Raw genomic sequence first — 25885 nt, 5'->3', positions numbered from 1 at the left:
AACCTTCTACCGTGCGGCAAGAAGTGCGTTACCGCTACACCTTCATCCAGCGGCGCTCGACTGCGGACACCGCGACGGCTTCCAATACTTTCTGCACCTGCAAGCCTTCGGCAAAATCTGGCCACATACGATCGCCGGCTGCGATACCGTTGATCAAATCACGGATCTCGACGGTTTTCTGGTCGTTAAAGCCAATACCATGGCCCGCTGATACGCAGAAATTAGCGTAATCTGGATGGGCCGGGCCAGTCAGAATGGTTTTGAAGCCCTGACGCCCTGCTGGCTCATCATGGATATACAGCTCAAGCTCTGCCATCCGCTCTTGGGTGTAGCGCAGCGTCCCCTTGGTGCCAGTGACCACGTAAGTCAGGCCCATTTTGCTGCCGCAGGCGATACGAGAGGTTTCAAACACGCCGTGCGCCCCGTTTTTAAAACGCAGCAGCGCGCTGGCCTGATCTTCATTTTCAACGGGCAATAGACGTGAATGATCTTTTGGATCGGGACGCTGTTTGATCACCGTCATCATATCGCCGCTGACTTCTTCAATATCGCCCACCAAATAGTGCGCCATATTGACAATATGCGCAGCCAGATCGCCTAACGCACCTAAACCAGCCAGCGCTTTCTGGCAATGCCAGTCGAGCGGTGTTTCCGGGCGTGCCAGATAATCTTCATTGTGGGTGCCGTAAAAATGTGTCACTTCACCAATTTCACCGCGCGCAATGATTTCACGCGCCAGCTGGCTAGTGGGGTTTTTCATATAGTTGAAACCCACCAGCGTTTTGACGCCTGCCTGTTGGGCCGCCTGCACCATCTCTTCGGCATCGGCTACTGACAATGAGAGCGGTTTCTCAGAGTAAACGTGTTTACCATGGCGAATCGCTTCCAGCGCCATCTCTTTATGCAGGAAGTTGGGGGCGCAGATATCGACGACATCAATATTGGGGTCGCGTACCAGTTCACGCCAGTCGCCCGTTGAGCGCGCGAAACCGAAAGTCGCGGCTTGCTTCGCCGCCAGTTCAGGGGTGACCTCGGCCAGCATCTCACGCACGATTTCGCCCTTCAGGGCGAATACCGTTGGTGCCTGCGCATAGGCAATAGCGTGACAACGACCAATGTAACCACTACCGATCATACCGATTCTGACTTTGTTCATGCTGCACCTGGAGTTGTGGGTGGAAATTGATCTGGAATATATGTTTCGCTTTTTCGCCCGACAATGCCGAAATGAAATATCTGTGATCATGCATGCGAGGTATCTGACAAAATCGACAAATAAGAATGTAATCTTGCATATAGCTTGTGATTTAAGTCACAAAAAGGCTTCAAGCGGAGCCTGAACAAGCGGCTCACAGTCGCTTCAACGCAGCAATTGACGCTTTATTAATCAGTCAGAAAGAATTGTGAAAAAGGGCTTTGACAAGCAGGAGCCTGCTCGTTACTATGCGCCCCGTTCCAAACGATTCCTCTGTAGTTCAGTCGGTAGAACGGCGGACTGTTAATCCGTATGTCACTGGTTCGAGTCCAGTCAGAGGAGCCAAATTCTTAAAAAGAGCAGCCTTCAGGCTGCTTTTTTTATGCCTGCAATTTACCCCCATTACGTTGCCCATAACTTAACCCCTTTGCTTTTTCCCCTTACCCTTCACGCCGTGTGACTCTCTTCACAACTCTTGAACGCCGACTTGTATGGTAGTATTTGAAAGCGTATTTTTTCATCATTGCTTTCCCGTTAATGCAGGACCGCGTTTTAAACGTGCATCCGGTCAGGAGTTAAAGATGAAAAGTGTCGTGATTGAACAACCTGGTGAATTGGTTTTGGCGGACCGCCCGCTGCCGGCTCCAGCCGCCGGCGAAGTGCGTGTCAAAGTGCAGTTTGCCAGCATCTGTGGATCTGATGTGCATATCTGGCACGGCCATAATCCGTTCGCCAAGTATCCACGAGTGATTGGTCACGAATTTTTTGGTCTGATTGATGCGGTAGGCGAAGGCGTGGATGCCAGCCGCGTGGGCGAGCGCGTCGCGGTCGATCCGGTTGTCAGCTGCGGTCACTGCTATCCTTGTTCCATCGGTCGCCCTAACGTTTGCAAAGAGCTCCAGGTGATTGGTGTGCATCGTGACGGCGGCTTCAGCGAGTTCGCGGTAGCGCCTGCCAAAAATGCCTTCCGTCTGCCTGCCTCAATTCCAGACAAACTCGCCAGCATGGTTGAACCCTTCACTATCGCGGCGAATATCACGGCCTTCCTTAAGCCACAACCCAACGACATCGCGCTGATTTATGGCGCAGGTCCGATGGGCTTAACCGCCATTCAGGTATTGAAAGGGGTGTATGGCGTAGAACAGGTTCTGGTGGTTGACCGTCTGCCTGAACGTCTGGCGCTGGCACAAGAGAATGGCGCAGACCGGGTATTCAATAACAGCGACATTCCGCTGGCCGCCCAGTTGGAAGGGGTACAACCGACATTAATCATTGATGCTGCCTGCCACCCTTCCATCCTGGCCGAGTCCGCTGCCCTCGCCTCACCGGCCGCGCGTATTGGCCTGCTGGGATTCTCTGGCGAACCGTGCAGCATCACGCAGCAAGCGTTGACCAGCAAAGAGCTGTCGCTGTTCACTTCACGTCTTAACAGCAATCGCTTCCCGCAAGTGATCGAATGGATGGAAAAAGGTCTGATTCAGCCCGAGAAGCTGGTCACGCACTATTTCCCGTTAGCCGAGATTGAACGCGCGATGACCTTGTTTGAAAAAGACCCGCGCACCTGCTGCAAAGTTATTCTGCACATGGGTTAAGTTAATCTTCACACCAGGTGTCCTTAAACCGGTGCGTACCCACCGGTCACTATTACTATAAGAGCTATGACGGAGTTTCTATGTTAAAGAACCTGCGCTGGACCCTCGTACTGCTGTTGTTCCTGGTTTATATGATCAACTACCTCGATCGTATTGCCCTCTCGCTGACCGTACCGCTGGTGGAAAAAGACCTGATGATCAACGCCGAACAGTTCGGCCTGATTTTCGGTAGCTTCTTCTTTGGCTACGCACTGTTTAACTTTATCGGTGGCCTGGCGACCGATAAATTTGGCCCTACCATCGTGCTCGGCACTGCGGTTGGTATGTGGTCGCTGTTCTGCGGCATGACGGCGCTGGCCACCGGTTTTTGGTCAATGATGATTCTGCGCGTACTCTTCGGCATGGCGGAAGGCCCGATTTGTGCCTCGGCGAACAAAGCGATTAACGGTTGGTTCCCCAAAAAACAGGCCGCTACCGCCATGGGCCTGCTGAGTGCCGGTTCGCCACTGGGCGGCGCGGTTGCCGGTCCGATTGTCGGCTACCTGGCGTTGTCATTTGGCTGGCGTCCGGCGTTCGTGGTGATCTGTGTGATTGGCCTGGTGTGGATGGGGTTGTGGTTCTTCTTCGCCGCTGATAATCCGGCGCGCAGCAAAAAAGTCTCTGCTGAAGAACGCGCCTTGGTAGAAAAACTCAAAGCGGAAGAACCGGCGGATGTGATTGATCCGACGGGCAAAGCGCACGGCATGGGTTACTACCTGCGCCAGCCCATTATCCTGGTCACCGCTTTTGCCTTCTTCTGCTACAACTATATTCTGTTCTTCTTCCTGAGCTGGTTCCCGGCCTATCTGGTCCAGGCGCATGGGCTAGACATCAAATCCATGAGTATCACCACCATGATCCCGTGGATCGTTGGTTTCGTCGGTTTGGCCTTGGGTGGCTGGATTTCCGATAAAATCTTCAACATCACCGGTAAGCTGCTGTTATCGCGTAAGATCGTGTTGGTGTTTTCACTGCTGGCCGCAGCGATTTGCGTGGCACTGGCAGGTACCATTAAAGAGGTGAACTCGGCGGTGATCATGATGTCGGTTTCCATCTTCTTCCTCTACATCACCGGTGCGATTTACTGGGCCATTATTCAGGATGTGGTGCACAAAAGCCGTGTCGGCAGCATCAGCGGCTTTATCCATCTGATTGGTAGCCTGTCCGGAATTGTTGGACCGATTGTCACGGGCTATATCGTGCAACACACCGGTAAATTCGACAGCGCCTTTATTCTGGCGGGCTGTGTCGCCGGGATTGGTGCGATGCTGGTGCTGTTTGTGATTCGCAGCCCAAAGACCGCAGATAAACCAGTTTCCGCATAACAGATTGACCATAATGGGGCGCTCAGCGCCCCGTTTGCTAAAAGGAAAACGCATGTTAGAGATCGATCGCCTTCCCGCCGACGTACAACGCCCCGCTTACGATCGTAGCCAGTTAAAAACCCGCATGGTGCATATCGGCTTTGGTGCCTTTCACCGTGCGCATCAGGCACTTGCGAGCGACAAACTGGCTGCGCAGGGCAGCGACTGGGGATACTGTGAAGTCAATCTCAATAGCGGCGCCTTAATCCAAGCGCTGCGTCAGCAAGACTTACTCTACACGCTGACCGAGATGGCCGATGACAGCCTGAACACCCGTGTGATTGGCGTGATAACACAAGCATTGCACGGTAAAGGTGACGGGATTGACGCCGTGATCGAAGCGATGAGCCAGCCTGACGTGGCGATTGTCTCCATGACAGTGACCGAAAAAGGCTATTGCTACATGCCCTCGAGCGGCAAGCTCAACCCGGACCATCCCGATATTGTGCATGACCTTGAACACCCGACGCAGCCGCGCTCATTACCGGGTCTGATTCTCGCCGCCATTATTCGCCGTCGCGAACGCAATCTGCCCCCTTTCAGCGTGATGTCTTGCGACAACATGCCGGAAAACGGCCATGTCACACGTAATGTCATCACGCAAATGGCAGAACGCCATAGCCATGATCTCGCGGACTATATTCAAACGCACATCACCTTCCCTTCCACGATGGTCGACCGTATCGTCCCCGCGATGACGGATGCGGCCTTTGATGCATTAGAAGCCCGCCTCGGCAGCAGCGATCCGGTGGCTGTGGAAGCTGAACCCTTCTTCCAATGGGTCATCGAGGATAACTTCGTGAATGGCCGCCCCGCTTGGGAACATGCCGGGGCCGAACTGGTCAGCGATGTGCTGCCGTTCGAAGAGATGAAGCTGCGTATGCTCAATGGTAGCCACTCGTTCCTCGCCTACCTTGGCTTCCTTGCCGGTTATGAGCACATCAGCGATTGCATGGCAGATGCCAACTTCCGTACGGCAGCACGTGCATTAATGTTGCAGGATCAGGCTCCTACCCTACGCACTCAAGGCGTGGATCTGGAAGCCTATGCCGATTCACTCATTGCGCGCTATGAAAACCGCGCCATTAAGCATCGCACCTATCAGATCGCCACTGATGGCACCCAAAAGTTACCGCAGCGACTGCTCGACAGTGTGCGCTGGCATCTGCGTAACGGCACATCCTGCGATTATCTTATGCTCGGCGTCGCAGCCTGGATGCGTTACGTCAGCGGTGTCGATGAACAGGGTCAGGCCATTGAGATTCGCGATCCGCTCAAAGAGCAGCTCGCCAGCATTGTGGCGCACAGTGATGAAGGCGCGCAGCGCGTAGAAGCACTGCTGCGTTTACAAGCGGTGTTTGGCGACGATTTACGCTATCAAACCGCCTTTGTCTCTCGTGTAACGGAGTTGTATAAGCAGCTGAATACGCAGGGTGCGCGTGCGACGGTGCATGCCCTTGTGGCGCAGGCATAATGGCCTTCACAAATGTGTAGCGCAGATGCAGCGTGCTGATTAGACTGAACCTTTACTATCGGGCTGGCGTACGCCAGCCGTAATACGGATATTGCTGCATGTCGATTGCTTATACCATAACCACCAGCGAACCCGTAAATCAGCAGATCTATCGCTATCTGCGCAAAGATATCGTGACCTGCGCTATCCATCCGGGATCACTGCTGTCGGAGAAAGAAGTGTCCGCGCGTTTCAACGTGTCGCGCCAACCGGTACGCGAAGCCTTTATCAAACTGGCGGAAGCCGGTCTGGTGCAAGTGCTGCCACAGCGCGGCACCTTTGTACGCAAAATTTCCGCTCAGCGAGTAGCAGATGGTCGTTTTATCCGTGAAGCAGTTGAGATTGCCGTGGTACGCCGCGCGGCGCAGGAGATCACCCCCGAGGGGTTGATGGCGCTGGAGCATAACTTACAGCTGCAACGCCTGGCCGCTGAACGCCACGACAGTCAGGCTTTTTTAGCGCTGGACGATGAGTTTCACCGCCTGATTGCTGAAGGGATTAACTGCCTACTGGCGTGGGAAACCGTGGAAAATATTAAAGCCACCATGGACCGCGTACGTTTTCTGACGCTGAGTGAAGTGTCGCCACCGGAAAGTTTGATTCAGCAGCATGAAAACATCTACCACGCCCTAAAAGCGCAAGATGTCGAAGCGGCAGAAGTGGCGATGCGCCGTCATCTGCAGGAGATGATTTTGACCATTACGCCGATTGCCGAGCGTAATAGCGAGTGGTTTGAAGCACCTTAAGTCATAGACCAAAATCGTCGGCGGCGTAGGCAGTTCGCGGGCGGTCAGCGCACAGGCCCTGGGAGCATACAAACGTATGTGACCAGGGACGCGCACTGCCCGCCCACGAAATGGCAAGTCAGCCAAGTTTAATCAAGCAATGGTGACATCTTTCGCCAAGTAGACATCCTGCACCGCATTGATCAATTGCACGCCCTCTTTCAGCGACTTCTTGAACGCCTTACGACCCAGAATCAGCCCCATGCCGCCCGCGCGTTTGTTGATGACCGCAGTACGCACCGATTCGGCAATGTCCGTATCTCCCGCGGATGCGCCACCGGAGTTAATCAATCCCGCACGACCCATATAGCAGTTCGCCAGCTGGTAACGCACCAGATCGATCGGGTTCTCAGTGGTCAGCTTGCTGTACACGCGCTCATCGGTATGACCGAATTTCACCGCTTTATAGCCGCCATTGTTCTCGGCCATCTTCTGCTTAACGATATCCGCGCCAATGGTCGCCGCCAGATGGTTGGCCTGGCCGGTTAAGTCGGCGCTGGCATGGTAATCCACGCCATCTTTCTTGAAGCCATCATTACGCAGATAGGCCCACAGTACCGTCACCATGCCCAACTCATGCGCGCGCTCAAAGGCGGCCGAGATCTCTTCAATCTGACGACGTGATTGCTCAGAACCAAAATAGATGGTCGCACCCACCGCGATGGCACCCAAATTGAAGGCCTGCTCAACGCTGGCATAGAGTGTCTGATCGTATTGGGTTGGATAGCTCAGCGTCTCGTTATGGTTGAGCTTCACCATAAACGGAATGCGGTGCGCATAGCGGCGCGATACCGAGGCCAGCACACCGTAGGTGGATGCCACACAGTTACAGCCCGCTTCAATCGCCAACTCGACGATGTTCTTCGGGTCGAAATAAGCGGGGTTAGCGGCAAACGATGCACCTGCGGAGTGCTCTACCCCCTGATCGACCGGCAAAATCGACAGATAGCCGGTGCCCGCGAGGCGGCCGGTGTTGTAGAGGGTTTGCATATTGCGCAGTACGGCAGGAGAACGATTGTTGTCGATCATCACGCGATCGACGAAATCCGCGCCCGGTAAATAAAGGCTGTCCGCTGGAATGGTCATGCAGCGATGTTGAAGAAGAGAGTCCGCTTCTTTGCCCAATAACTGTACGATGTCCGTCATGTTGGCTCCTGAATAAATGGCTGGATTGGAATCGGCACGTGCCGATTCGCCCCCAACAGCCTGGACCGAAAAGCGCCAGGCTGGCAAATTGCTGACACCATTTTTCAGACGGATACGCAGTAAAAAAGCGGCAATCTGGCGTTACGCCCTACCACCACTGATGGAAATGGTGCACTGGCCCAATGCCTTTCCCTACTTCCAGTGAGTCGGCGTGCAGCAACGCCTGTTGCAACCAGGCTTTGGCTTCAGCCACCGTGTCAGCCCAGCTATCGTGACGCGGGCGCAGTGCCGCCAGCGCAGCTGACAGCGTACAACCGGTGCCATGAGTGTGACGCGTATTGACGCGCGGTGCGGTGAAGCGCTGACGGCCCGCGCGGGTGATCAGCCAGTCCGGGCTTTCTGCATCGCTAAGATGTCCACCCTTCATCAGCACCGCTTCACAGCCGAGATCGAGCAGCGCATCACCTTGCAGCAGCATGGTTTTCTCATCCAGCGCCATATCGCGTCCTAACAACGCAGCAGCTTCGGGCAGATTGGGTGTGATCAGTGAAACTTGGGGCAGCAGCAGTTCACGAATGCTGGCCACCGCGTCTGGCGAAAGTAACGCATCACCACTTTTGGCAATCATCACCGTATCCAACACCACAAACGGCAGGCTGGCGCGTTTCAGTCGTTCAGCCACCACTTCGACCACCGCAGTTTCCGCCAGCATGCCAATTTTAGCGGCATCAATGCGTACGTCGCTCAGCACTGAATCCAACTGCGCACCGACAAAATCGGGTTCGATGCGATAGACCGACTGCACACCACAGGTGTTCTGCGCCACCAGCGCGGTGATCACGCTCGTACCATAAGCGCCCAAGGCGGAGAAGGCTTTCAGATCGGCTTGAATACCGGCACCGCCGCTCGGATCGGTACCCGCAATGGTGAGAGCATTAATGCGTTTCATTGCGCCACCTCCAGCGTCCAGAGGTTATCGAGGAAAGCCGCGACAAAGCTGCCTGGCCCTTGTGCTTTACGCGCCGCGTTTTCACCCGCCAGCGACACAATACGGCACGCTGCTGCGACATGCTGCAAGCGCTCCCCCGGCAAACTACTTAATGCCGCCACGACCGCAGAAAGCGCACACCCGGTGCCCACCACGCGCGTCATCAGCGGGCTACCGCCTGGAATCGCCAGTGTGTGACGACCATCGGTGACGTAATCGACTTCACCGGTGACAGCCACAATGGTTTGATAATCCTGAGCGAGTTGCTGGGCGGCACTGAGCGCAGCATCGGCCTGATGCACGCTGTCCACACCGCGTCCGCCTGGGGCCTGATTGGCCAAGGCAAGAATTTCGGAGGCGTTACCGCGAATCGCGGCCGGTTGCAGGACAAGCAGTTGCTGGCAGAACGCGGTGCGCAATGAGAGCGCGCCAACCGCAACCGGATCGAGTGTCCAGGGCGTGCCGGCTTGTTGTGCAGCCTGTACCGCAGCCAGCATCGCATCACGCCGATCGCGCGTTAATGTCCCGACGTTGATCAGCAACGCATCGGCAAATCCAGCGAACTGTGTGGCTTCTTCGGCATCAATCACCATCGCGGGAGAGGCTTGCAGCGCCAGCAATACGTTCGCGGTAAAGGTTTGCACCACATCATTGGTCATGCAGTGCACCAGCGGCTTTTGCTGACGCAACAATTGCAGGGAGTGCGCGAGTTGCGCGGGGGTAAGTAGGTCAGGCGTGTGTTTCATAAAACTCCCAACCGGCGATCAAGAAGGCGAATGCGGTCAGGCATCTGACTTCCCTACGCTGGCATTATCCAGATCAGGTCAGCGGGTGTATCTCAGCCCTGTTTAACAGGGGCACCCCGAGTCACGGCATGGTGAACATGCCAACGACAGGATAAGGCTTGCGGCAAGGGATGTAAATTGTAGCCTGTGGACATCACGAATAATTGTGGCATATCAAAATTTAAGCCTGTCGGTGCATCATGAAAAAGGAAATAAATATAGCCAGATCAAATTCGCTAAAATAATAAACATTCAACACCAGAGAAATAATGAATCTATTTTGGTAAAAATAAGGAAATTGATAAAATCAATACCACTAATTGATTAGTATCAACGCCTCACGCCGCATTAAACGGCCTAATCCCCCTCCGGACTTGAAGACAGACTTTGTTCCTCCCATTCCGGAATCAATAATGAAGCTACCGTTATTTAATTTCATTCCGCACGCACATTCCTGGCATCACATTCGTATTTCACGTAAAGGTGCTATTTCACCCAGTGGTCGCCATTATTTTTCCACCCATGTTGAAGCGCAATGTAAACGTTGTGGCGAACGAATTCACAAGGTGTACTACCGTGATATCAGCGATGCCCAAGCCTGTCGCTGGCTGGGATAAATGTTGAGCAAAAAAAAGCCCCGTAACAGAGGTTACGGGGCTGCTGCGTGGCTATCGCAATAAAACTTATTCAGCCGGTTGGGTGCGGATCAGGTAATCGAACGCGCTGAGTGAGGCTTTCGCGCCTTCACCGCTGGCGATGATGATCTGCTTGTACGGTACCGTGGTGCAGTCACCCGCCGCGAACACGCCTTTCAGGCTGGTTTCGCATTTGGCGTCGATGATGATCTCGCCCATTTTGTTACGTTCCACCGCGCCTTCGAGGAAGGTGGTGTTTGGCAGCAGACCAATCTGCACGAAGATGCCGCTCAGCGCGATCTCATGGCTGGTCTGATTGTTACGGTCGATATAGCTCAAGCCAGTCACTTTGCTGCCGTCGCCTTTCACTTCGGTGGTCTGGGCATTCAGAATCACATCGACGTTTTTCAGGCTGCGCAGTTTGTCCTGCAGCACTTTGTCGGCACGCATTTCGCTGGCAAATTCCAGCAGCGTCACGTGCTCAACCAGACCTGCGAGGTCGATTGCCGCTTCAACGCCGGAGTTACCGCCGCCGATCACCGCCGTGCGCTTGCCTTTGAACAGCGGGCCATCGCAGTGTGGGCAATAGGTGACGCCTTTGGTGCGATACTGCTCTTCACCCGGCACACCCATGTTGCGCCAGCGTGCGCCGGTCGCAATGATGATGCTGCGTGATTTCAGCACGGCACCAGAAGCGGTTTCAATCGCGTGCAGACCGCCCTCTTTGGCTGCAGGGATCAGCTTGATAGCGCTTTGAGTGTCAATCACATCGACATCGTAATCATCAACGTGAGCACGCAGAGAACCAGCCAGCTTCGCGCCTTCAGTTTTCTGTACCGAGATGTAGTTTTCGATGTCCACGGTGTCGAGCACCTGGCCACCAAAACGCTCGCCCATCAGGCCAGTGCGGATACCTTTACGTGCAGAGTAAATCGCTGCCGCTGCGCCCGCTGGGCCGCTGCCGACGATCAGCACTTCATAGGCTTCACGCTTGTTCAGCTCTTCCGCCGCACGCTTCTCTGCGTTAGTGTCCACTTTGCCGACGATTTCTGCGAGGCTCAAACGGCCCTGACCGAACTCTTTGCCGTTCAGGAATACCGCAGGAACGCCCATCACATTGCGCTCAGTGATTTCGTTCTGGAACATGCCGCCATCAATCGCGGTGTGGCTGATGCGTGGGTTAAGCACCGCCATCAGGTTCAGCGCCTGAACCACGTCAGGGCAGTTGTGGCATGACAGCGAGTAATAGGTTTCGAAATGCAGGTCGGTGTCCAGAGCAACCACTTGCTCCAGCAGGCTCTGCGACTCTTTCGAAGGGTGTCCACCGGTTTGCAGCAGCGCCAGCACCAGTGAAGTAAATTCGTGTCCCATTGGCGAACCGGCAAAGCGTGGACCGCTCTGGCTGCCTGGGTTAGTGATCAAGAAAGAGGGTTTACGAACCGGACGATCATTCTCTTCACGGAAGCTGACTTTTTCTGACAAGCTCGCGATATCGGTCAGCAGAGAACGGATCTCCGCAGATTTAGCGCCATCATCCAGTGTGGCAATCAACTCAACCGGTTTCGTTAATTTCTCAAGGTAAGCCTTGAGCTGTGTTTTTAAATTGGTATCGAGCATAGTGAGTTCCTGTCAAGAAAATCGGGTGCCGTAGCACCCGATTGAGAAAGATCGAATGGCTGGGTGTAACTTAGATTTTGCCAACCAGGTCCAGAGATGGAGCCAGAGTTGCTTCGCCTTCTTTCCATTTAGCCGGGCAAACTTCGCCTGGGTGAGAAGCAACATACTGAGCCGCTTTGATTTTGCGGATCAGGTCAGATGCGTCACGGCCAATGCCTTCAGCGGTGATTTCGATAGCCTGGATGATGCCCTGTGGGTCAACAATGAAGGTACCACGGTCAGCCAGACCTTCGTCTTCGCGCATGATTTCGAAGTTACGGGTCAGTGCACCAGTTGGGTCGCCGATCATCGCATATTTGATTTTTGCGATGGTTTCAGAAGAACCGTGCCAGGCTTTGTGGGTAAAGTGCGTGTCGGTAGAAACAGAGTAGATGTCTACGCCCAGTTTCTGCAGCTCTTCGTGGTGGTCTGCAACATCACCCAGCTCAGTTGGGCAAACGAAGGTGAAGTCAGCCGGGTAGAAGAAGAATACACTCCATTTACCTTCAACGTCTTTCTCGGTTACGTCGATGAATTCGCCGTTTTTGAACGCTGCATTTTTGAATGGTTTGATTTTGGTATTAATGATGGACATGGTGACCTCCGTTAAAAGATGTGATGCAAGTTACAGTTTTTTCGGGCCAACTTCTAATACGCAGACGTTATCAATTAGATAATCAAAAGCTATCAAAGCGCTGATGCCAGATTCCATGCGGCTTGCCGCGGCATTCTACACAGAAAACCTGATGATTTGACAGGCTTTATCTTTTTCCGTCGACTACTGTTACCTGGGGTCGCCATTTGTGACGACCGCCACGAATGGCAAAAGTACGCATTAATGCGCACCCTACGAAAATCCTGCTTTGTTGTAGGGTTGCCATTTAAAGCGACCGCCATGCTACTTACCCTTGTTTATGATGGAGTCCGTGCTTGGAAATTCGATTATTTGAGGAAGCCGACCGCCCTTTTCTTCGCACACTGTTTCTTGCAGCTCGTCGTCACAACTGGACCTGGCTGGATGGCGATGATTGGGCATTGGAAGATCTGGATGGCGTGATTTTGGGGGAGACGGTGTTAGTCGCGTTCGTCGATGACCACCGCGCCGGCTTCGCCGGCATCCTTCCTAACGACAACTTCCTGCACAGCCTGTATGTCGATCCCGACTTTCAGGGCCGTGGCGTTGGCAGCGCCTTGCTGGAAGCCGTACAACAGCGTTTTACCTCAACTGGCGTGCTGAAATGTCTGATGCTGAATGAGTTAGCGCAGGCGTTTTACCTGAAACATGGCTGGCAGCGTGAAGCCACCGGTGAGAGCGAGCAAGGAAAATATGTGTTGATGCATTTTCCGCTGACGGCGCGCGCCAGCGGAAAAACGTTGCGTTAAACCGCGCGGAAGGCAATATCGGCCGGGATCACATCGCCCTGCCAATAAAGCTGTGCCGCCACACGTCCTGCTAACTGGCGATACAGTGCGGTAAACTCGCTGTCTGGACGACGGATCACCGTCGGTTCGCCATCATCCAGATCCTCACGCAGATTGATGTGCAGCGGCAATTGCGCCAGCAGTTGCGTGTGGTAATCCGCCGCCAGTTTCTGCGCGCCGCCGGTGCCAAAAATCGGCTCGTGATGGCCGCATTCGCTGCAAATATGAATGCTCATGTTCTCCACCACGCCCAACACCGGCACACTGACCTTTTCGAACATCACAATGCCTTTACGCGCATCAATCAGGGCAATGTCCTGTGGCGTGGTGACCACCAGCGCGCCCGTCACCGGGACGTTTTGCGCCAGCGTCAACTGGATATCCCCGGTGCCCGGTGGCATATCGAGAATCAGGTAATCGAGATCCGGCCACATCGTCTCGTTCAGCAGCTGCATCAGCGCTTTGCTGGCCATCGGGCCGCGCCACACCATGGCATTTTCATCGGTCACCAGGTAGCCAATCGAGTTGGTCGCCAGTCCGTGTGCCATGATGGGGGCCATATGCGTGCCGTCCGGCGAAGTGGGACGCTGGCTTTCGGTGCCGAGCATATTGGGGATCGACGGGCCGTAAATATCCGCATCGAGAATGCCGACTTTCGCGCCTTCAGCGATCAGTGCCAGCGCCATGTTCACCGCGGTGCTGGATTTGCCCACGCCGCCTTTACCGGAACTCACTGCGATGATGTTCTTCACACCTGTCGCACCAGGATGATTCTTTACGCGCTTGAGCGTGGCGATGTCGTGGCGCAAACGCCAGTCGATGGCGCTCGCGTGGGTGAGTCGCAGCAGTTCGGCGCTGACCTGTGCCTTCAGCTCCTCGAATGCTGAGGCCCACGCAAACGGCATCACCAGTTCGATGTGGAGTTTGCCGTCGAGTAACGCCACATGGCGCAGGGCTTTTAAGGTTGTCAGGTTGTGATGCAACGTCGGATGTTCAAAGTCACTCAGCACGCCGATAACCACAGCGCGCAATGCTTCGGGTGAATGATGTTCCCGGGATTGTGAAGTCATCCCAACTCCTTGTGTTTTCATAACGCCAGATAACGGCGGTGTGCTTTCAATAATATCAGATGCCGTCCAGTTGTGTTTACGCCAGAGGGTGCTTCGGGTAACATCTAAGCCCGATTTTTATTCACGGAACGCTACGCAAACTATGACTCAAGTCGCTAAAAAAATTCTGGTAACGTGCGCACTGCCGTACGCAAACGGTTCTATCCATCTCGGTCACATGCTTGAACATATTCAGGCTGACATTTGGGTCCGTTACCAGCGAATGCGTGGCAACCAGGTTTACTTCATCTGCGCAGACGATGCCCACGGCACGCCGATCATGCTGAAAGCACAACAGCTCGGTATCCCACCTGAGCAGATGATTGCCGAGATGAAGCAGGAGCACGAAACTGACTTCGCTGGCTTCGACATCAGCTACGACAACTATCACTCCACGCACGGCGACGAAAACCGTCAGTTGTCGGAGTTGATTTATGGTCGTCTGAAAGAGAACGGTTTCATTAAGAACCGCACCATTTCACAGCTGTACGATCCGGAAAAAGGCATGTTCCTGCCCGATCGTTTTGTCAAAGGCACCTGCCCGAAATGTAAGTCACCGGATCAGTACGGCGATAACTGCGAAGTGTGCAGCGCGACCTACAGCCCAACCGAGCTGATCGATCCTAAATCCGTGGTCTCTGGCGCGACGCCAGTACTGCGTGATTCAGAGCACTTCTTCTTCGATTTGCCATCGTTCAGCGCGATGTTGCAAACCTGGACGCGCTCAGGTGCGTTGCAGGAGCAGGTGGCGAACAAAATGCAGGAGTGGTTCGAATCGGGCTTGCAGCAGTGGGATATCTCCCGCGATGCGCCTTACTTCGGCTTCGAAATTCCAGGTGCGCCAGGCAAATACTTCTACGTGTGGCTGGATGCGCCAATCGGTTACATGGGTTCCTTCAAGAACCTGTGCGACAAGCGCGGCAACATCGATTTCGACGAGTTCTGGAAAAAAGATTCTTCTACCGAGCTGTATCACTTCATCGGTAAAGACATCGTTTACTTCCACAGCCTGTTCTGGCCAGCAATGTTGGAAGGCAGCAACTTCCGCAAGCCGACCAACCTGTTCGTGCACGGTTATGTGACGGTGAACGGCGCGAAGATGTCTAAATCTCGCGGCACCTTCATTAAAGCCAGCACCTGGCTGCAACATCTGGATGCCGACAGCCTGCGTTACTACTACGCGGCGAAACTCTCTTCACGCATCGACGATATCGACCTGAATCTGGAAGATTTCGTACAGCGCGTGAATGCCGATATCGTCAACAAGGTGGTGAACCTCGCGTCACGTAACGCCGGTTTCATCACTAAACGCTTTGGCGGCAAACTGGCGAGCGAACTGGCCGATCCGGCGCTGTATCAGACCTTTGTCGATGCTTCAGAGAAGATTGGTGAAGCCTGGGCGAGCCGCGAATACAACCGCGCCATCCGTGAAATCATGGCGCTGGCTGACCTTGCCAACCGCTATGTGGATGAGCAGGCACCTTGGGTGGTGGCAAAACAGGAAGGCCGTGATGCTGACCTGCAAGCCATCTGCTCGATGGGTATTAACCTGTTCCGCATCCTGATGACCTGGCTGAAGCCGGTGCTGCCTTCACTGAGCGCACGCACCGAAGCTTTCCTTAACTCGGAACTAAGCTGGGATGCTATCGCGCAGCCGCTGCTGGATCACGATGTCGCACCGTTCAAAGCCTTGTATGGCCGTATCGAAATGGCCAAGGTTGAAGGATTGATCGAAGCCTCGAAAGAGGACGCTGCCGCCGCCAACAAACCTGCGGTAACCGGTCCTCTGGCGGATGCGCCGATTGGTGACACCATCACCATCGACGATTTCGCCAAGGTCGATATGCGCGTGGCGCTGATCGAGAAAGCGGAACTGGTTGAAGGTTCTGACAAGCTGCTGCGTCTGGAACTGGATCTCGGCGGTGAGAAGCGCCAGATCTTCTCTGGCATTCGCGCGGCCTATCCGGACCCGTCTGTGTTGGTCGGCAAAATGACCATCATCGTCGCCAACCTGGCACCGCGTAAGATGCGCTTCGGCGTGTCAGAAGGCATGGTGCTGTCTGCCGGTTCTGGCGGTTCAGACCTGTTTGTGTTGTCCGTTGATAGCGGCGCACAGCCTGGGATGCAGGTTAAGTAATTGAACAAGCCGCCTTCAGGGCGGCTTTTTTATCGAGCCTCTGTTGTGGAGCCTGTCGTGCTAACTGCTTGCTGGCACTATTTGCGTGCCTTTGTGATTATTTATGCCGCGCTCTATACCGGAAACGGTATTGCTGCCCTGCTACCGTTTACCATTCCGGGCAGTATTATCGGCATGCTGCTGCTGTTTACCTTGCTGGCACTGCAAATCTTGCCAGTGAGCTGGGTGAAACCGGGCTGCCATTTACTGATCCGTTATATGGCGCTGCTGTTTGTGCCGATCAGTGTCGGGGTGATGGGTTACACCGATATCCTTAGCGCGCAGTTTGGGCCGATTGTGGTTTCCTGCGTGGTGAGCACTTTTGTGGTGTTGCTGATTGTGGGCCTGAGCGCCGAACGTTTACAGCGCCCGAAGGAGCAGCCTCATGACTGACGCCTGGTGGTCACTGCCACTCACCGTAGTAGCCTATCTGCTGGCGCGTAAGCTGGCAGCCAAGATCAATGTCTCGATCATTAATCCGCTGTTGGTGGCGATGGCGATTGTGATTCCGATCCTGCTATTAACGCACATCCCCTATACCCGCTATTTCGCCGGCAGCACTCTGTTGAACCAACTGCTGCAACCCGCCGTGGTGGCGCTGGCATTGCCGCTGTATGAGCAAATGCATCAGATCCGCGCACGCTGGAAAACCATCATCAGCGTTTGCTTCATCGGCAGTATTACGGCAATGGTTTCGGGTACTGCGATTGCGCTGTGGATGGGGGCTACGCCAGAAATTGCGGCGACCATCATGCCGAAATCTGTCACTACCCCGATAGCCATGGCGGTGTCAGGCTCGCTGCACGGCATTCCGGCCATCAGTGCCATCTGCGTGTTGATTGCTGGCGTACTCGGTGCGGTGTTTGGTCATATGCTGCTCAACCTGTTTAACGTACGCAGTAAATCTTCACGCGGGTTAGCCATTGGCAACGCATCCCACGCCTTGGGTACCGCTCGCGCGGCAGAGGTTGATTATCAGGAAGGTGCATTTAGCTCATTGGCATTGGTGATCTGCGGCATTATCACTTCGCTGTTGGCCCCATTCCTCTTCCCGGTACTCATGCACTGGTTTGGCTAAAACTTTGCGAGAGATCTCGCAAAGTTGAAACAACTGAATCAGCTTACATTGTCATAGCGACATGGATCACATATAACCCTTTAGGCGGCGCATTGCCGCTAACGCGTTAATGAGGTCATCACATCATGCATCCACGATTCACCACCGCTTTCTCTGCCCTACCCGCTTCGTTGCAGGCGGCAATCCAACCATTACTGGATTCGGCTGATTTTAAGGGCGTATTACGCCCGCAAGACGTGGCGTTTTTGAAGCAGGAGACCGGTCTGGATGATGACGCATTAGCCCTGGCGCTGTTACCGATTGCCGCCTGTTGCGCAGTGGCAACGGTGTCTAACTTTAACGTGGGTGCCATCTCTCGCGGTGTGAGTGGCCACTGGTACTTCGGTGCCAATATGGAGTTTGAGCACACACCTCTTCAGCAAACGGTGCATGCTGAGCAAAGTGCCATTACCCATGCCTGGTTGAACGGTGAGGAGAAGTTGGATGCCATTACCGTCAACTACACGCCCTGCGGCCACTGCCGACAGTTTATGAATGAGTTGAACAGCGGCACAGCCATCCGTATTAGTTTGCCAGGTCGCGCGGTCAGCACACTGGGCGATTATCTGCCTGATGCCTTTGGACCCGCCGATCTCAACATCACAGAACGCCTTTTAACCCCAATCAACCACGGTTTCCCACTAGAGGGGGAAGCGTTGCAACAGGCCGCGATTGACGCCGCGAATCAAAGCCATGCACCTTACAGCCACAGTTTCAGTGGTGTGGCCTTGCGCAGCCAAAGTGGGAAAATCTTCAGTGGACGCTATGCTGAAAATGCGGCTTTCAACCCAAGTCTGCCCCCCTTACAGGCTGCGCTGATTATGATGAACATGAGCAATGAAGCACTGAATACCGTGCAACAAGCCGTACTCGTGGAATGTGAGAACAGCACATTGCGTCAGCAGGATGCTACGCAATCAACGCTTGCGGCGCTAGGATGTGAGGACTTTTCACTTACTTTAGTTTCGAAAACATCAGTTTAGTGATCCTTTTACCGCTTTTGTGAACTTGTATTAACAATAACTGTACATCTGCAGGAAAACTCATAGGATCGTCGCCAGATTCCCTTTCACAAGAAACAGGTCTGGCGTTACCTTTTCCCGGTGAACGTCAGAAAACACTGCAACCGGAGCAAGCACTGCATGGAACTCGACTACGAAAGTAAACGTCCGCTGTATATTCCTTACGCGGGTCCGATCCTGCTGGAATTTCCGCTGCTGAACAAAGGCAGCGCCTTCACCCTGGAAGAACGTAACGAATTTAACCTCAACGGGCTCCTGCCTGACGCGGTTGAAACCATCGAAGAACAGGCTGAACGCGCCTGGCGCCAGTTCCTGGATTTCAAGAATAATAACGACAAGCACGTCTATCTGCGCAACATCCAGGATACCAACGAAACCTTGTTCTACCGACTGCTCGACAATCATCTGGAAGAGATGATGCCAATCATCTACACCCCAACAGTGGGTGCCGCCTGTGAGCACTTCTCTGAGATCTATCGCCGTGCACGTGGCGTGTTCATCTCCTATAACAACCGTGACCGCATCGAAGACATGCTGCAGAACGCCACCAAGCAGAACGTGAAGGTGATTGTGGTGACCGATGGCGAACGTATTCTTGGCCTTGGCGACCTCGGTATCGGCGGCATGGGCATTCCAATCGGTAAGCTGTCACTCTACACCGCCTGTGGTGGCATCAGCCCGGCATATACCTTGCCAGTGGTGCTGGATGTGGGCACCAACAACCAGCAGCTGTTGAATGACCCGCTGTATATGGGCTGGCGTCATCCACGTATCACCGGTGAAGAGTACGAAGCCTTCGTTGATGAATTCATTCAGGCGGTAAAACGTCGCTGGCCGAATGTGCTGCTGCAGTTTGAAGACTTCGCTCAGAAGAACGCCATGCCGCTGCTGGAACGCTACCGTGACGAAGTGTGCTGCTTTAACGATGACATCCAAGGCACCGCAGCCGTCACCGTCGGTACCTTGATTGCCGCCAGTCGTGCCGCAGGCAGCCGCCTGTGCGAGCAGAAGGTGGTGTTCCTCGGCGCCGGTTCCGCAGGTTGCGGTATCGCTGAGCAGATCATCGCCCAGATGAAGTCGGAAGGTTTAAGCGACGATGAAGCGCGCGCCCGCGTGCTGATGGTGGATCGCTTTGGGCTGTTAACTGACAAACTGCCGAACCTGCTCGATTTCCAGAGCAAACTGGTGCAGAAGAGCGAAAATCTGAAGGGTTGGGACGTGACCAGCGATTCCATTTCTCTGCTGGATGTCGTGCGCAATGCCAAGCCCGATATCTTGATCGGCGTGTCCGGCCAGCCGGGCCTGTTCACCGAAGAGATCATCCGTGAAATGCACAAGCACACCAAACGCCCGATCGTCATGCCGCTGTCTAACCCGACGTCACGCGTTGAAGCAACGCCGGCTGATATCATCGCCTGGACCGATGGTGAAGCACTGGTTGCGACCGGTAGCCCATTTGCACCGGTGACCTGGAAAGGCAAAACCTTCCCGATTGCGCAGTGCAACAACTCCTATATCTTCCCAGGTATTGGTTTAGGCGTTATCGCGGCAGGCGCAACCCGCATCACTGACTCTATGTTGATGACTGCCAGCCGCTCACTGGCTGACTGCTCACCTTTGGTCAATGATGGTGAAGGTCCGGTGTTACCTGAGCTGAAACATATCCAGGGTGTGTCCAAGCTGATCGCCATGGAAGTGGGTAAAGCAGCGCAGCTGGCCGGTGTCGCGGTAGTGACCTCTGAAGATGTGCTGTCTAAAGCCGTGAATAATAACTTCTGGCTGCCGCAGTATCGTCATTATCGTCGTACCTCGATCTAATGGGGCATCGCAACCGGTCCATACAGGACCGGTTGCGCTTAAAATATCGCCAGCCAACCGCCGTAAACTTGCTTCACGTTTCCACCTCAAGTAGCCTTTAGCCATCGTTTTTTTCGCCAACCGAGTGCCTACGCGCATGATTAAACGCGTTTTCATAGGTCTGTTTTTCATCATCTTATTGATGGTGGCGACCGCGCTCGGCCTGGATCGCTGGATCAGCTGGAAAACGGCCCCCTTTATTTATGAAGATGTCACTTCACTGCCACATCGTCAGGTCGGGGTGGTCTTAGGCACTGCCAAGTATTACCGCACTGGCGTGATCAACCAGTATTACCTCTATCGTATTCAAGGTGCGCTCAACGCCTATAACAGTGGCAAAGTGAATTATCTGCTGCTGAGCGGTGACAACGCGTTGCAAAGCTATAACGAACCCATGACGATGCGCCGTGATTTAATTAAAGCCGGTGTCGATCCCGCTGATATCGTGCTCGATTATGCGGGCTTCCGTACGCTGGATTCGATTGTGCGGACGCGCAAAGTGTTTGATACCAATGATTTCATCATCATCACCCAGCGCTTCCACTGTGAACGTGCGCTCTATATCGCCCAGCATTTGGGTATTCAGGCGCAGTGTTATGCCGTGCCCTCACCGAAAAACATGCTGTCAGTGCGTTTCCGCGAGGTCGGTGCCCGATTGGGCGCATTGGCCGATTTGTACTTGATGAAACGCGAACCACGCTTCCTCGGTCCGCTGGTGCCCATTCCAGCGGTGCACGAAGTGCCGGAAGATGCGCAAAGTTATCCGGCGGTAACGCCAGAGCAGTTGCTGGATTTGGAAGAGAAGTTGCAGAAGTGAGTTTGGATTGCACCACTCAACAAAGCATATTCTCGCGATGTAAATGTCCAAGTGTGAAACCGTCTGGTGCTGCTTTTAAGTTTGCGTGATAACGCCTTCTGGTGCTGCTTTCAAGTTCGCGTGCTAACGCCGTCTGGTACCACTTTGGGGGCTGGCTGTCCTCGCGCCGCTGACGCGGTACCTTCACTTCACTCGTCAGCCTGACGGACCGGCGCAGACGGGACTTTCCCTGTCCCGGCTGCGCCTTTCGCCAGCATCCATGCTGGCTCTCCTGGCTTCCTCATTCCGTTCAGCGCTGCGAAATGCCAGCCCCCAAAGTGGTACCAGCCTGCTGCTGGACGGCAATGCGTGCTGTTAGATAAGGGCTTCGCATTTGTTACACGGGATGTAGACGTAATCCGAACATCTGTTCAGAAAACGGGTACAACGTTTGAGGCCATAGCCCCTCTGCTGCTGTAAGGGCTATCCGCAGCGCTGAGGCTTTTACGTTGGGCCAGGAGCCAGCCGCATGGATGCGGCAGGCAGTTCAGGTAGGCCTGGATGGCCGTACCTGAACGATCCGTCGGCACGACGTGGAAGCGGAAGGCACCGCGTCAGCGGCGCGAGGACGGCCCGGCAGCAGCAGAGGGGGTAAGGCCTGCATCGCACCCGCCCTTCACACACCGCACCAAGGCATCAATACTCAGCTACTCGCTACTCAGCCTCTCAACACTCAGCTATTCAGCCATTCAGCCATTCAGCCATTCAGCCATTCAGCCATTCAGCCATTCAGCCATTCAGCCATTCAGCCATTCAGCCATGCTGACATAAACAAAAAAGGCTGCCATATCTGAAATGGCAGCCTTAACTTTACTTAGCCTTAATTGATCATTCGTCCCGCTATCAATAAGGCCCTTTGCGGTGATGTGTTGCTGTGTGTCAGTCTTATTTTTTACGTGCGTACTTCAGTGAATCCAATGCGACGGCGAAGATGATGATGCCGCCCTTGATGATGTACTGCCAGTAAGGGTTCACGCCGATGTAGGTCAAACCGTAGTTGATCACGGTGAAGATAATCACACCGGTCACCACGCCTGCCACGGTACCTACACCACCTGCAAATGAAACGCCGCCAACCACGCAAGCCGCAATCGCATCCAGCTCATACATAAAGCCGAGGTTGTTGGTCGCACTGCCGATACGGCCCGCTTCCAGCATCCCGCCGAAGGCGTAAAACACACCTGACAGCGCATACACCAAAATCAGGTTCAGCGGCACGTTTACACCTGAAACACGCGCAGCCTCTGGGTTGCCACCGATAGCGAAAATGTTCTTACCAAAGCGCGTTTTGTTCCACAGAATCCAGACGAAGATAATGGCGATAAACGCGTAAAAGGTGATGAACGACAGCTTGAAATCACCGAAGCGGAAGAAACCTTGAGCAAAGGTAGAGAACCCTGCGTCAAAACCTGCCACCGGCGAAGCACCAACGAAGTCGTAATACAGCGAGTTGATGCCGTACACGATAATCATGGTGCCCAACGTGGTGATAAAAGGTGTCACCTTCAGATAGGCAATGATCACACCGTTCACCAAGCCAATCACACCGCCGATGATGCACACCGTCAGGATCACCAGTGGAATCGGAACCGTGTCCAGATGTGGGAACACCTTGTTGGCGTTATCCATGGATTGCAGCAAGGTAGCCGCCACCACCGCAGCTAAGCCGACCTGGCGCCCTGCTGACAGGTCAGTACCCTGGGTCACGATTAAGCCCGCCACACCCAGTGCAATAATAATACGCACCGAAGATTGGGTCAGAATGTTACTCAGGTTCATCAAACTTAAAAACGTCGGATCCTGGAAAATAATAATTGCCAGCAGTACAAACAGGACAACGTAAATGCCGCCCTCTTTTAACCAGGTCAGCGCATTCTTTTTAGTAGTCGCTTTCATGTTAAAGCCCTTGCTTCATTAAAGGTGTAATGACGCTAAACGCAGGATTTCATTCTGCGAGGTCGTTTTGGTCTCGACAATGCCCGCTACCAGGCCATTACTCATCACTAAAATACGATCGGTAATTCCCAGCAATTCTGGCATTTCAGAAGAGATAATAATGATGCCCTTATCTTTCTTCGCCAACTCAGAGATAAGCTGATAAATTTCGAACTTAGCACCGACGTCAATACCACGTGTCGGTTCATCCAGCATCAAAATTTCTGGCTGGGTTAATAACCAGCGACCAATAATGACTTTCTGCTGGTTACCACCGGAAAGCGAACCAATTTGAGTGTGATGGCCTGGCGTTTTCACGCGCATTGAATCAATCACCCACTGGGTATCACTTTTCATGCGTTTATTATCGAGCAAACCCATACTGGATTTATATTTCTTAATATTGGAAATAAGCGAGTTAAAACCAATATCCAGATAGGCATAAATCCCGGTTGAACGACGCTCTTCTGTCACCAGCGCAAAACCGTGATTAATGGCTTCATTGGCGCTGTGGTTATTGATCGCTTTGCCGTGCAATTTGATGGTACCGCCCGACTTCTCACGAATCCCAAACAGGGTTTCAACGATGTCAGTACGCTTCGCGCCCACCAAGCCGGCGATGCCCAGAATTTCCCCTTTGCGCAGGTCAAAAGAGATATCGCGGATCGACGGTTGACGCAACGAAGTTAAATGGCGCACCTCAAGAATGGTCTCACCCGGCACGTTGGTTTTATCCGGGAAGCGCTGATTCAATGAACGACCGACCATCATGGCGATGATCTTATCCATATCCAGCCCTTCCAGCGGCTGGGTGGCAATCCACTGTCCATCACGCAAAATGGTAATTTCATCACACAACTGGAAAATCTCTTCCATTTTGTGCGAGATATACACAATACCGCAGCCGCGATCTTTCAGCTTACGGATAATGGTAAACAGGTGGTTCACTTCTTTTTCGGTCAACGATGAGGTTGGCTCATCCATAATGACGATTTTGGCGTCATAGGAGAATGCCTTGGCAATTTCAATCATCTGCATCTGCGAAACAGAAAGATTGGCCACTTTATCACGCGGATCGATATCAATATCTAATTCATCAAAGATCGCTTTGGTATCGCGATACATTTTATCCTGATCAACAAACACGCCTTTACGTGGATAGCGGCCAAGCCACATGTTATCCATGACGTTGCGTTGTAATACCAGGTTTAATTCCTGATGCACCATTGAAACGCCATTCTCTAGCGCTTCTTTGGAACTTTTATAATCAATTTCTTCACCCTGAAACAGGATGCTCCCCGTATCCTTTTTATAAATACCAAACAGGCATTTTAATAATGTGGATTTTCCGGCGCCGTTTTCGCCCATTAAGGCATGGACGGAGTGCGGCCGCACTTTCAAATTCACATTATCTAAGGCTTTCACCCCTGGAAATGATTTCGAGACATTCGTCATCTCCAGCAGATATTCACGCTGTGCGGTCGGATTCTCACTGGCCATAATTTACCTGGCTAAATAAAACGTGGGTCAGATGCAATAAGGCGCGGCGTGCTGCCGCGCCCGGTACGTATTACTTCACAAACTGAGACAGGTTTTCTTTATCTACTGGTACGTAAGGAACACGTACGATTTTGTTTTCCATCTTGAAGCTAGTACCCGCAGTTGGCTCTTTGCCATCCGCCAGGTTCTTCGCGATATCAATGGTGGCTTTCGCCTGGTTTTCCGCATCGTTCAGTACGGTACCGGCCATCGCACCTGATTTCACTAATGCCAACGCTTCTGGCAGCGCATCCACACCGAACACTGGAATGTTGGTTTTGTTGTGGGCTTTCAGGGCTTCGACAGCACCCATTGCCATGGCATCGTTGTTGGCGATGATCACTTCGATTTTGTTGCCGTTCGGGCCAGACAGCCAAGCGTCAACTTTGTCTTTTGCCTGCGCGGTATCCCACATTGCGGTATCCATCGCCAGCTGCTGAGTTTTGAAGCCATCGGTGTTCAGCGTTTCGATCACGTATTTGGTACGCGCTTCGGCATCTGGGTGGCCCGGCTCGCCTTTCAACAGAGCAAACTGAATCTGACCATCTTTGTTCAGGTCCCAAGCTGGAGTCGCTTTCCAGTGTTTCTCAATCAACTTAGCCTGGATAATTCCGGACTCTTTAGAGTCAGTACCTACGTAGTAGGCTTTCGGGTAGCTGGCCAGCACTTTGGCATTCGGTTCTTTGTTGAAGAACACCACTGGCACGTCATTCGCTTTCGCTTTGTCGATCACCACTGCCGCAGCAGCAGGGTCAACCAGGTTGATCGCCAGCGCTTTCACGCCTTTGGCCATCAGTACGTCAATCTGGTCGTTCTGGGTAGACTGGCTGTTCTGCGAGTCATTCATCAGCAACTGAATGCCGCCCAGTTTTTTGGCTTCGCTGTCGATGTCCTTGCGAACCATAGACATAAAGTTGTCGTCGTATTTATAAATTGTCACGCCAATGCGGGTATCGGCGGCGTGCGCAGTTGCACCAAACATCATGCTGGCAACCAGTGCTGTGAGCGTGAAAACCTTCTTATTCATGGTATCTCCGGTTTTTTATGTAGGGCATATCATCGCGCTGTATTGCCTGCGGGCAACCAGCGCAGTCGGTTCAAACTCATTTATGGGGCGGACGCGTAACGCAAAAGCCGGGCCACCATCGCTATCC

The 25885-nt window shown here is 53.5% G+C and carries 22 protein-coding genes, 1 tRNA gene and 1 riboswitch; of the genes, 13 read left to right on the top strand and 10 right to left on the bottom strand.

Annotated features, from left to right (window positions below; all coding sequences use genetic code 11):
• Positions 1 to 34: 34 nt before the first annotated feature.
• Entirely contained in the window at positions 35 to 1156 is a 1122-nt protein-coding gene (locus F3J38_RS17320; RefSeq protein ID WP_167140440.1) for a Gfo/Idh/MocA family protein, read from the bottom strand.
• Positions 1157 to 1464: 308 nt separating this feature from the next.
• Between F3J38_RS17320 and F3J38_RS17315 the strand changes: the two genes are divergently transcribed.
• The 5 genes from F3J38_RS17315 (at position 1465) to F3J38_RS17295 (ending at position 6449) form a co-directional block, all read left to right on the top strand.
• Positions 1465 to 1540 (top strand) — tRNA-Asn (locus F3J38_RS17315).
• A 236-nt stretch (positions 1541 to 1776) separates the two neighbouring features.
• Entirely contained in the window at positions 1777 to 2787 is a 1011-nt protein-coding gene (locus tag F3J38_RS17310; RefSeq protein WP_167140438.1) for a Zn-dependent oxidoreductase, read from the top strand.
• Positions 2788 to 2867: 80 nt separating this feature from the next.
• Complete coding sequence (locus tag F3J38_RS17305; RefSeq protein ID WP_167140435.1) at positions 2868 to 4151, top strand: MFS transporter; 1284 nt, start codon at positions 2868 to 2870, stop codon at positions 4149 to 4151.
• A 52-nt stretch (positions 4152 to 4203) separates the two neighbouring features.
• Positions 4204 to 5664 (top strand): mannitol dehydrogenase family protein, encoded by a 1461-nt coding sequence (locus F3J38_RS17300; RefSeq protein WP_167140433.1) that lies wholly within the window; start codon positions 4204 to 4206, stop codon positions 5662 to 5664.
• 98 nt (positions 5665 to 5762) lie between these two features.
• Positions 5763 to 6449 (top strand): GntR family transcriptional regulator, encoded by a 687-nt coding sequence (locus F3J38_RS17295; protein WP_167140431.1) that lies wholly within the window; start codon positions 5763 to 5765, stop codon positions 6447 to 6449.
• Positions 6450 to 6581: 132 nt separating this feature from the next.
• Here the strand turns inward: F3J38_RS17295 and fbaB are convergent, their stop codons facing one another.
• From fbaB to thiM, 3 genes are all read right to left on the bottom strand, one after another.
• Positions 6582 to 7634, bottom strand: coding sequence for a class I fructose-bisphosphate aldolase (gene fbaB / locus F3J38_RS17290; RefSeq protein ID WP_045832840.1), 1053 nt, complete (start codon positions 7632 to 7634; stop codon positions 6582 to 6584).
• Positions 7635 to 7782: 148 nt separating this feature from the next.
• Positions 7783 to 8583: a bifunctional hydroxymethylpyrimidine kinase/phosphomethylpyrimidine kinase gene (gene thiD / locus F3J38_RS17285; RefSeq protein WP_167140429.1), complete on the bottom strand. Its 801-nt coding sequence runs from the start codon at positions 8581 to 8583 to the stop codon at positions 7783 to 7785.
• The gene (gene thiM, locus F3J38_RS17280; RefSeq protein ID WP_167140427.1) at positions 8580 to 9368 is read right to left on the bottom strand and encodes a hydroxyethylthiazole kinase; all 789 of its coding nucleotides are present in this window, start codon (positions 9366 to 9368) and stop codon (positions 8580 to 8582) included. Before thiM ends, thiD begins: the two co-directional genes overlap by 4 nt.
• Positions 9369 to 9401: 33 nt before the next feature.
• Positions 9402 to 9497, bottom strand: a riboswitch (TPP riboswitch).
• A gap of 323 nt (positions 9498 to 9820) precedes the next feature.
• Between thiM and F3J38_RS17275 the strand changes: the two genes are divergently transcribed.
• Entirely contained in the window at positions 9821 to 10024 is a 204-nt protein-coding gene (locus tag F3J38_RS17275) for a hypothetical protein (RefSeq protein ID WP_167140425.1), read from the top strand.
• A 66-nt stretch (positions 10025 to 10090) separates the two neighbouring features.
• On the opposite strand, the gene ahpF is transcribed toward F3J38_RS17275, so the two are convergent.
• Positions 10091 to 11659, bottom strand: a complete 1569-nt coding sequence (gene ahpF / locus F3J38_RS17270) for an alkyl hydroperoxide reductase subunit F (protein ID WP_045813599.1) — start codon at positions 11657 to 11659, stop codon at positions 10091 to 10093.
• 70 nt (positions 11660 to 11729) lie between these two features.
• Entirely contained in the window at positions 11730 to 12293 is a 564-nt protein-coding gene (gene ahpC, locus F3J38_RS17265) for an alkyl hydroperoxide reductase subunit C (protein WP_034824884.1), read from the bottom strand.
• A gap of 335 nt (positions 12294 to 12628) precedes the next feature.
• Here ahpC and F3J38_RS17260 point away from each other — a divergent pair, with 335 nt between their 5' ends.
• A complete protein-coding gene (locus F3J38_RS17260) occupies positions 12629 to 13081 on the top strand; it encodes a GNAT family N-acetyltransferase (RefSeq protein WP_167140423.1) in 453 nt (150 codons plus the stop codon).
• On the opposite strand, the gene apbC is transcribed toward F3J38_RS17260, so the two are convergent.
• Positions 13078 to 14190 carry an iron-sulfur cluster carrier protein ApbC gene (apbC, locus tag F3J38_RS17255; RefSeq protein ID WP_034824889.1) on the bottom strand — a complete coding sequence of 371 codons (1113 nt, stop codon included), beginning with the start codon at positions 14188 to 14190 and terminating at the stop codon, positions 13078 to 13080. The genes F3J38_RS17260 and apbC overlap by 4 nt on opposite strands.
• Positions 14191 to 14278: 88 nt before the next feature.
• Between apbC and metG the strand changes: the two genes are divergently transcribed.
• The 6 genes from metG (at position 14279) to sanA (ending at position 21218) form a co-directional block, all read left to right on the top strand.
• Positions 14279 to 16366: a methionine--tRNA ligase gene (gene metG, locus F3J38_RS17250; protein ID WP_369411013.1), complete on the top strand. Its 2088-nt coding sequence runs from the start codon at positions 14279 to 14281 to the stop codon at positions 16364 to 16366.
• Between the two features lie 57 nt (positions 16367 to 16423).
• Entirely contained in the window at positions 16424 to 16798 is a 375-nt protein-coding gene (locus tag F3J38_RS17245; RefSeq protein ID WP_167140419.1) for a CidA/LrgA family protein, read from the top strand.
• Complete coding sequence (locus F3J38_RS17240; RefSeq protein WP_167140417.1) at positions 16791 to 17483, top strand: CidB/LrgB family autolysis modulator; 693 nt, start codon at positions 16791 to 16793, stop codon at positions 17481 to 17483. Before F3J38_RS17245 ends, F3J38_RS17240 begins: the two co-directional genes overlap by 8 nt.
• A 125-nt stretch (positions 17484 to 17608) precedes the next feature.
• Positions 17609 to 18505 carry a cytidine deaminase gene (gene cdd, locus F3J38_RS17235; protein ID WP_167140415.1) on the top strand — a complete coding sequence of 299 codons (897 nt, stop codon included), beginning with the start codon at positions 17609 to 17611 and terminating at the stop codon, positions 18503 to 18505.
• Between the two features lie 159 nt (positions 18506 to 18664).
• On the top strand, positions 18665 to 20362 hold the full coding sequence (locus tag F3J38_RS17230) for an NAD-dependent malic enzyme (protein ID WP_167140413.1): 1698 nt from the start codon (positions 18665 to 18667) through the stop codon (positions 20360 to 20362).
• 136 nt (positions 20363 to 20498) lie between these two features.
• Positions 20499 to 21218, top strand: a complete 720-nt coding sequence (sanA, locus tag F3J38_RS17225) for an outer membrane permeability protein SanA (protein WP_167140411.1) — start codon at positions 20499 to 20501, stop codon at positions 21216 to 21218.
• 924 nt (positions 21219 to 22142) lie between these two features.
• Here the strand turns inward: sanA and mglC are convergent.
• The 3 genes from mglC to mglB form a co-directional block, all read right to left on the bottom strand.
• A complete protein-coding gene (gene mglC, locus F3J38_RS17220; RefSeq protein WP_167140409.1) occupies positions 22143 to 23153 on the bottom strand; it encodes a galactose/methyl galactoside ABC transporter permease MglC in 1011 nt (336 codons plus the stop codon).
• 18 nt (positions 23154 to 23171) lie between these two features.
• Entirely contained in the window at positions 23172 to 24692 is a 1521-nt protein-coding gene (gene mglA, locus F3J38_RS17215; RefSeq protein ID WP_167140407.1) for a galactose/methyl galactoside ABC transporter ATP-binding protein MglA, read from the bottom strand.
• 70 nt (positions 24693 to 24762) lie between these two features.
• Entirely contained in the window at positions 24763 to 25758 is a 996-nt protein-coding gene (mglB, locus tag F3J38_RS17210) for a galactose/glucose ABC transporter substrate-binding protein MglB (protein ID WP_167140405.1), read from the bottom strand.
• Positions 25759 to 25885: the final 127 nt, after the last annotated feature.

The sequence above is a fragment of the Candidatus Pantoea formicae genome, assembly GCF_011752625.1.
Lineage (GTDB): Bacteria > Pseudomonadota > Gammaproteobacteria > Enterobacterales > Enterobacteriaceae > Pantoea > Pantoea formicae.
The sequence above is the reverse complement of the archived record's forward strand: the minus strand, read 5'-3'. Positions and strand labels throughout refer to the sequence as shown.

Excerpts from the sequence above, each read along its gene's own strand:
- apbC (WP_034824889.1), bottom strand. The coding sequence starts at position 14,190 with ATGACTTCACAATCCCGGGAACATCATTCACCCGAAGCATTGCGCGCT.
- thiD (WP_167140429.1), bottom strand. The coding sequence starts at position 8,583 with ATGAAACGCATTAATGCTCTCACCATTGCGGGTACCGATCCGAGCGGC.
- F3J38_RS17300 (WP_167140433.1), top strand. The coding sequence starts at position 4,204 with ATGTTAGAGATCGATCGCCTTCCCGCCGACGTACAACGCCCCGCTTAC.
- F3J38_RS17240 (WP_167140417.1), top strand. The coding sequence starts at position 16,791 with ATGACTGACGCCTGGTGGTCACTGCCACTCACCGTAGTAGCCTATCTG.
- F3J38_RS17230 (WP_167140413.1), top strand. The coding sequence starts at position 18,665 with ATGGAACTCGACTACGAAAGTAAACGTCCGCTGTATATTCCTTACGCG.
- mglA (WP_167140407.1), bottom strand. The coding sequence starts at position 24,692 with ATGGCCAGTGAGAATCCGACCGCACAGCGTGAATATCTGCTGGAGATG.
- ahpF (WP_045813599.1), bottom strand. The coding sequence starts at position 11,659 with ATGCTCGATACCAATTTAAAAACACAGCTCAAGGCTTACCTTGAGAAA.
- cdd (WP_167140415.1), top strand. The coding sequence starts at position 17,609 with ATGCATCCACGATTCACCACCGCTTTCTCTGCCCTACCCGCTTCGTTG.
- mglC (WP_167140409.1), bottom strand. The coding sequence starts at position 23,153 with ATGAAAGCGACTACTAAAAAGAATGCGCTGACCTGGTTAAAAGAGGGC.
- thiM (WP_167140427.1), bottom strand. The coding sequence starts at position 9,368 with ATGAAACACACGCCTGACCTACTTACCCCCGCGCAACTCGCGCACTCC.
- F3J38_RS17310 (WP_167140438.1), top strand. The coding sequence starts at position 1,777 with ATGAAAAGTGTCGTGATTGAACAACCTGGTGAATTGGTTTTGGCGGAC.
- ahpC (WP_034824884.1), bottom strand. The coding sequence starts at position 12,293 with ATGTCCATCATTAATACCAAAATCAAACCATTCAAAAATGCAGCGTTC.
- F3J38_RS17275 (WP_167140425.1), top strand. The coding sequence starts at position 9,821 with ATGAAGCTACCGTTATTTAATTTCATTCCGCACGCACATTCCTGGCAT.
- fbaB (WP_045832840.1), bottom strand. The coding sequence starts at position 7,634 with ATGACGGACATCGTACAGTTATTGGGCAAAGAAGCGGACTCTCTTCTT.
- F3J38_RS17305 (WP_167140435.1), top strand. The coding sequence starts at position 2,868 with ATGTTAAAGAACCTGCGCTGGACCCTCGTACTGCTGTTGTTCCTGGTT.
- sanA (WP_167140411.1), top strand. The coding sequence starts at position 20,499 with ATGATTAAACGCGTTTTCATAGGTCTGTTTTTCATCATCTTATTGATG.
- mglB (WP_167140405.1), bottom strand. The coding sequence starts at position 25,758 with ATGAATAAGAAGGTTTTCACGCTCACAGCACTGGTTGCCAGCATGATG.
- F3J38_RS17295 (WP_167140431.1), top strand. The coding sequence starts at position 5,763 with ATGTCGATTGCTTATACCATAACCACCAGCGAACCCGTAAATCAGCAG.
- F3J38_RS17320 (WP_167140440.1), bottom strand. The coding sequence starts at position 1,156 with ATGAACAAAGTCAGAATCGGTATGATCGGTAGTGGTTACATTGGTCGT.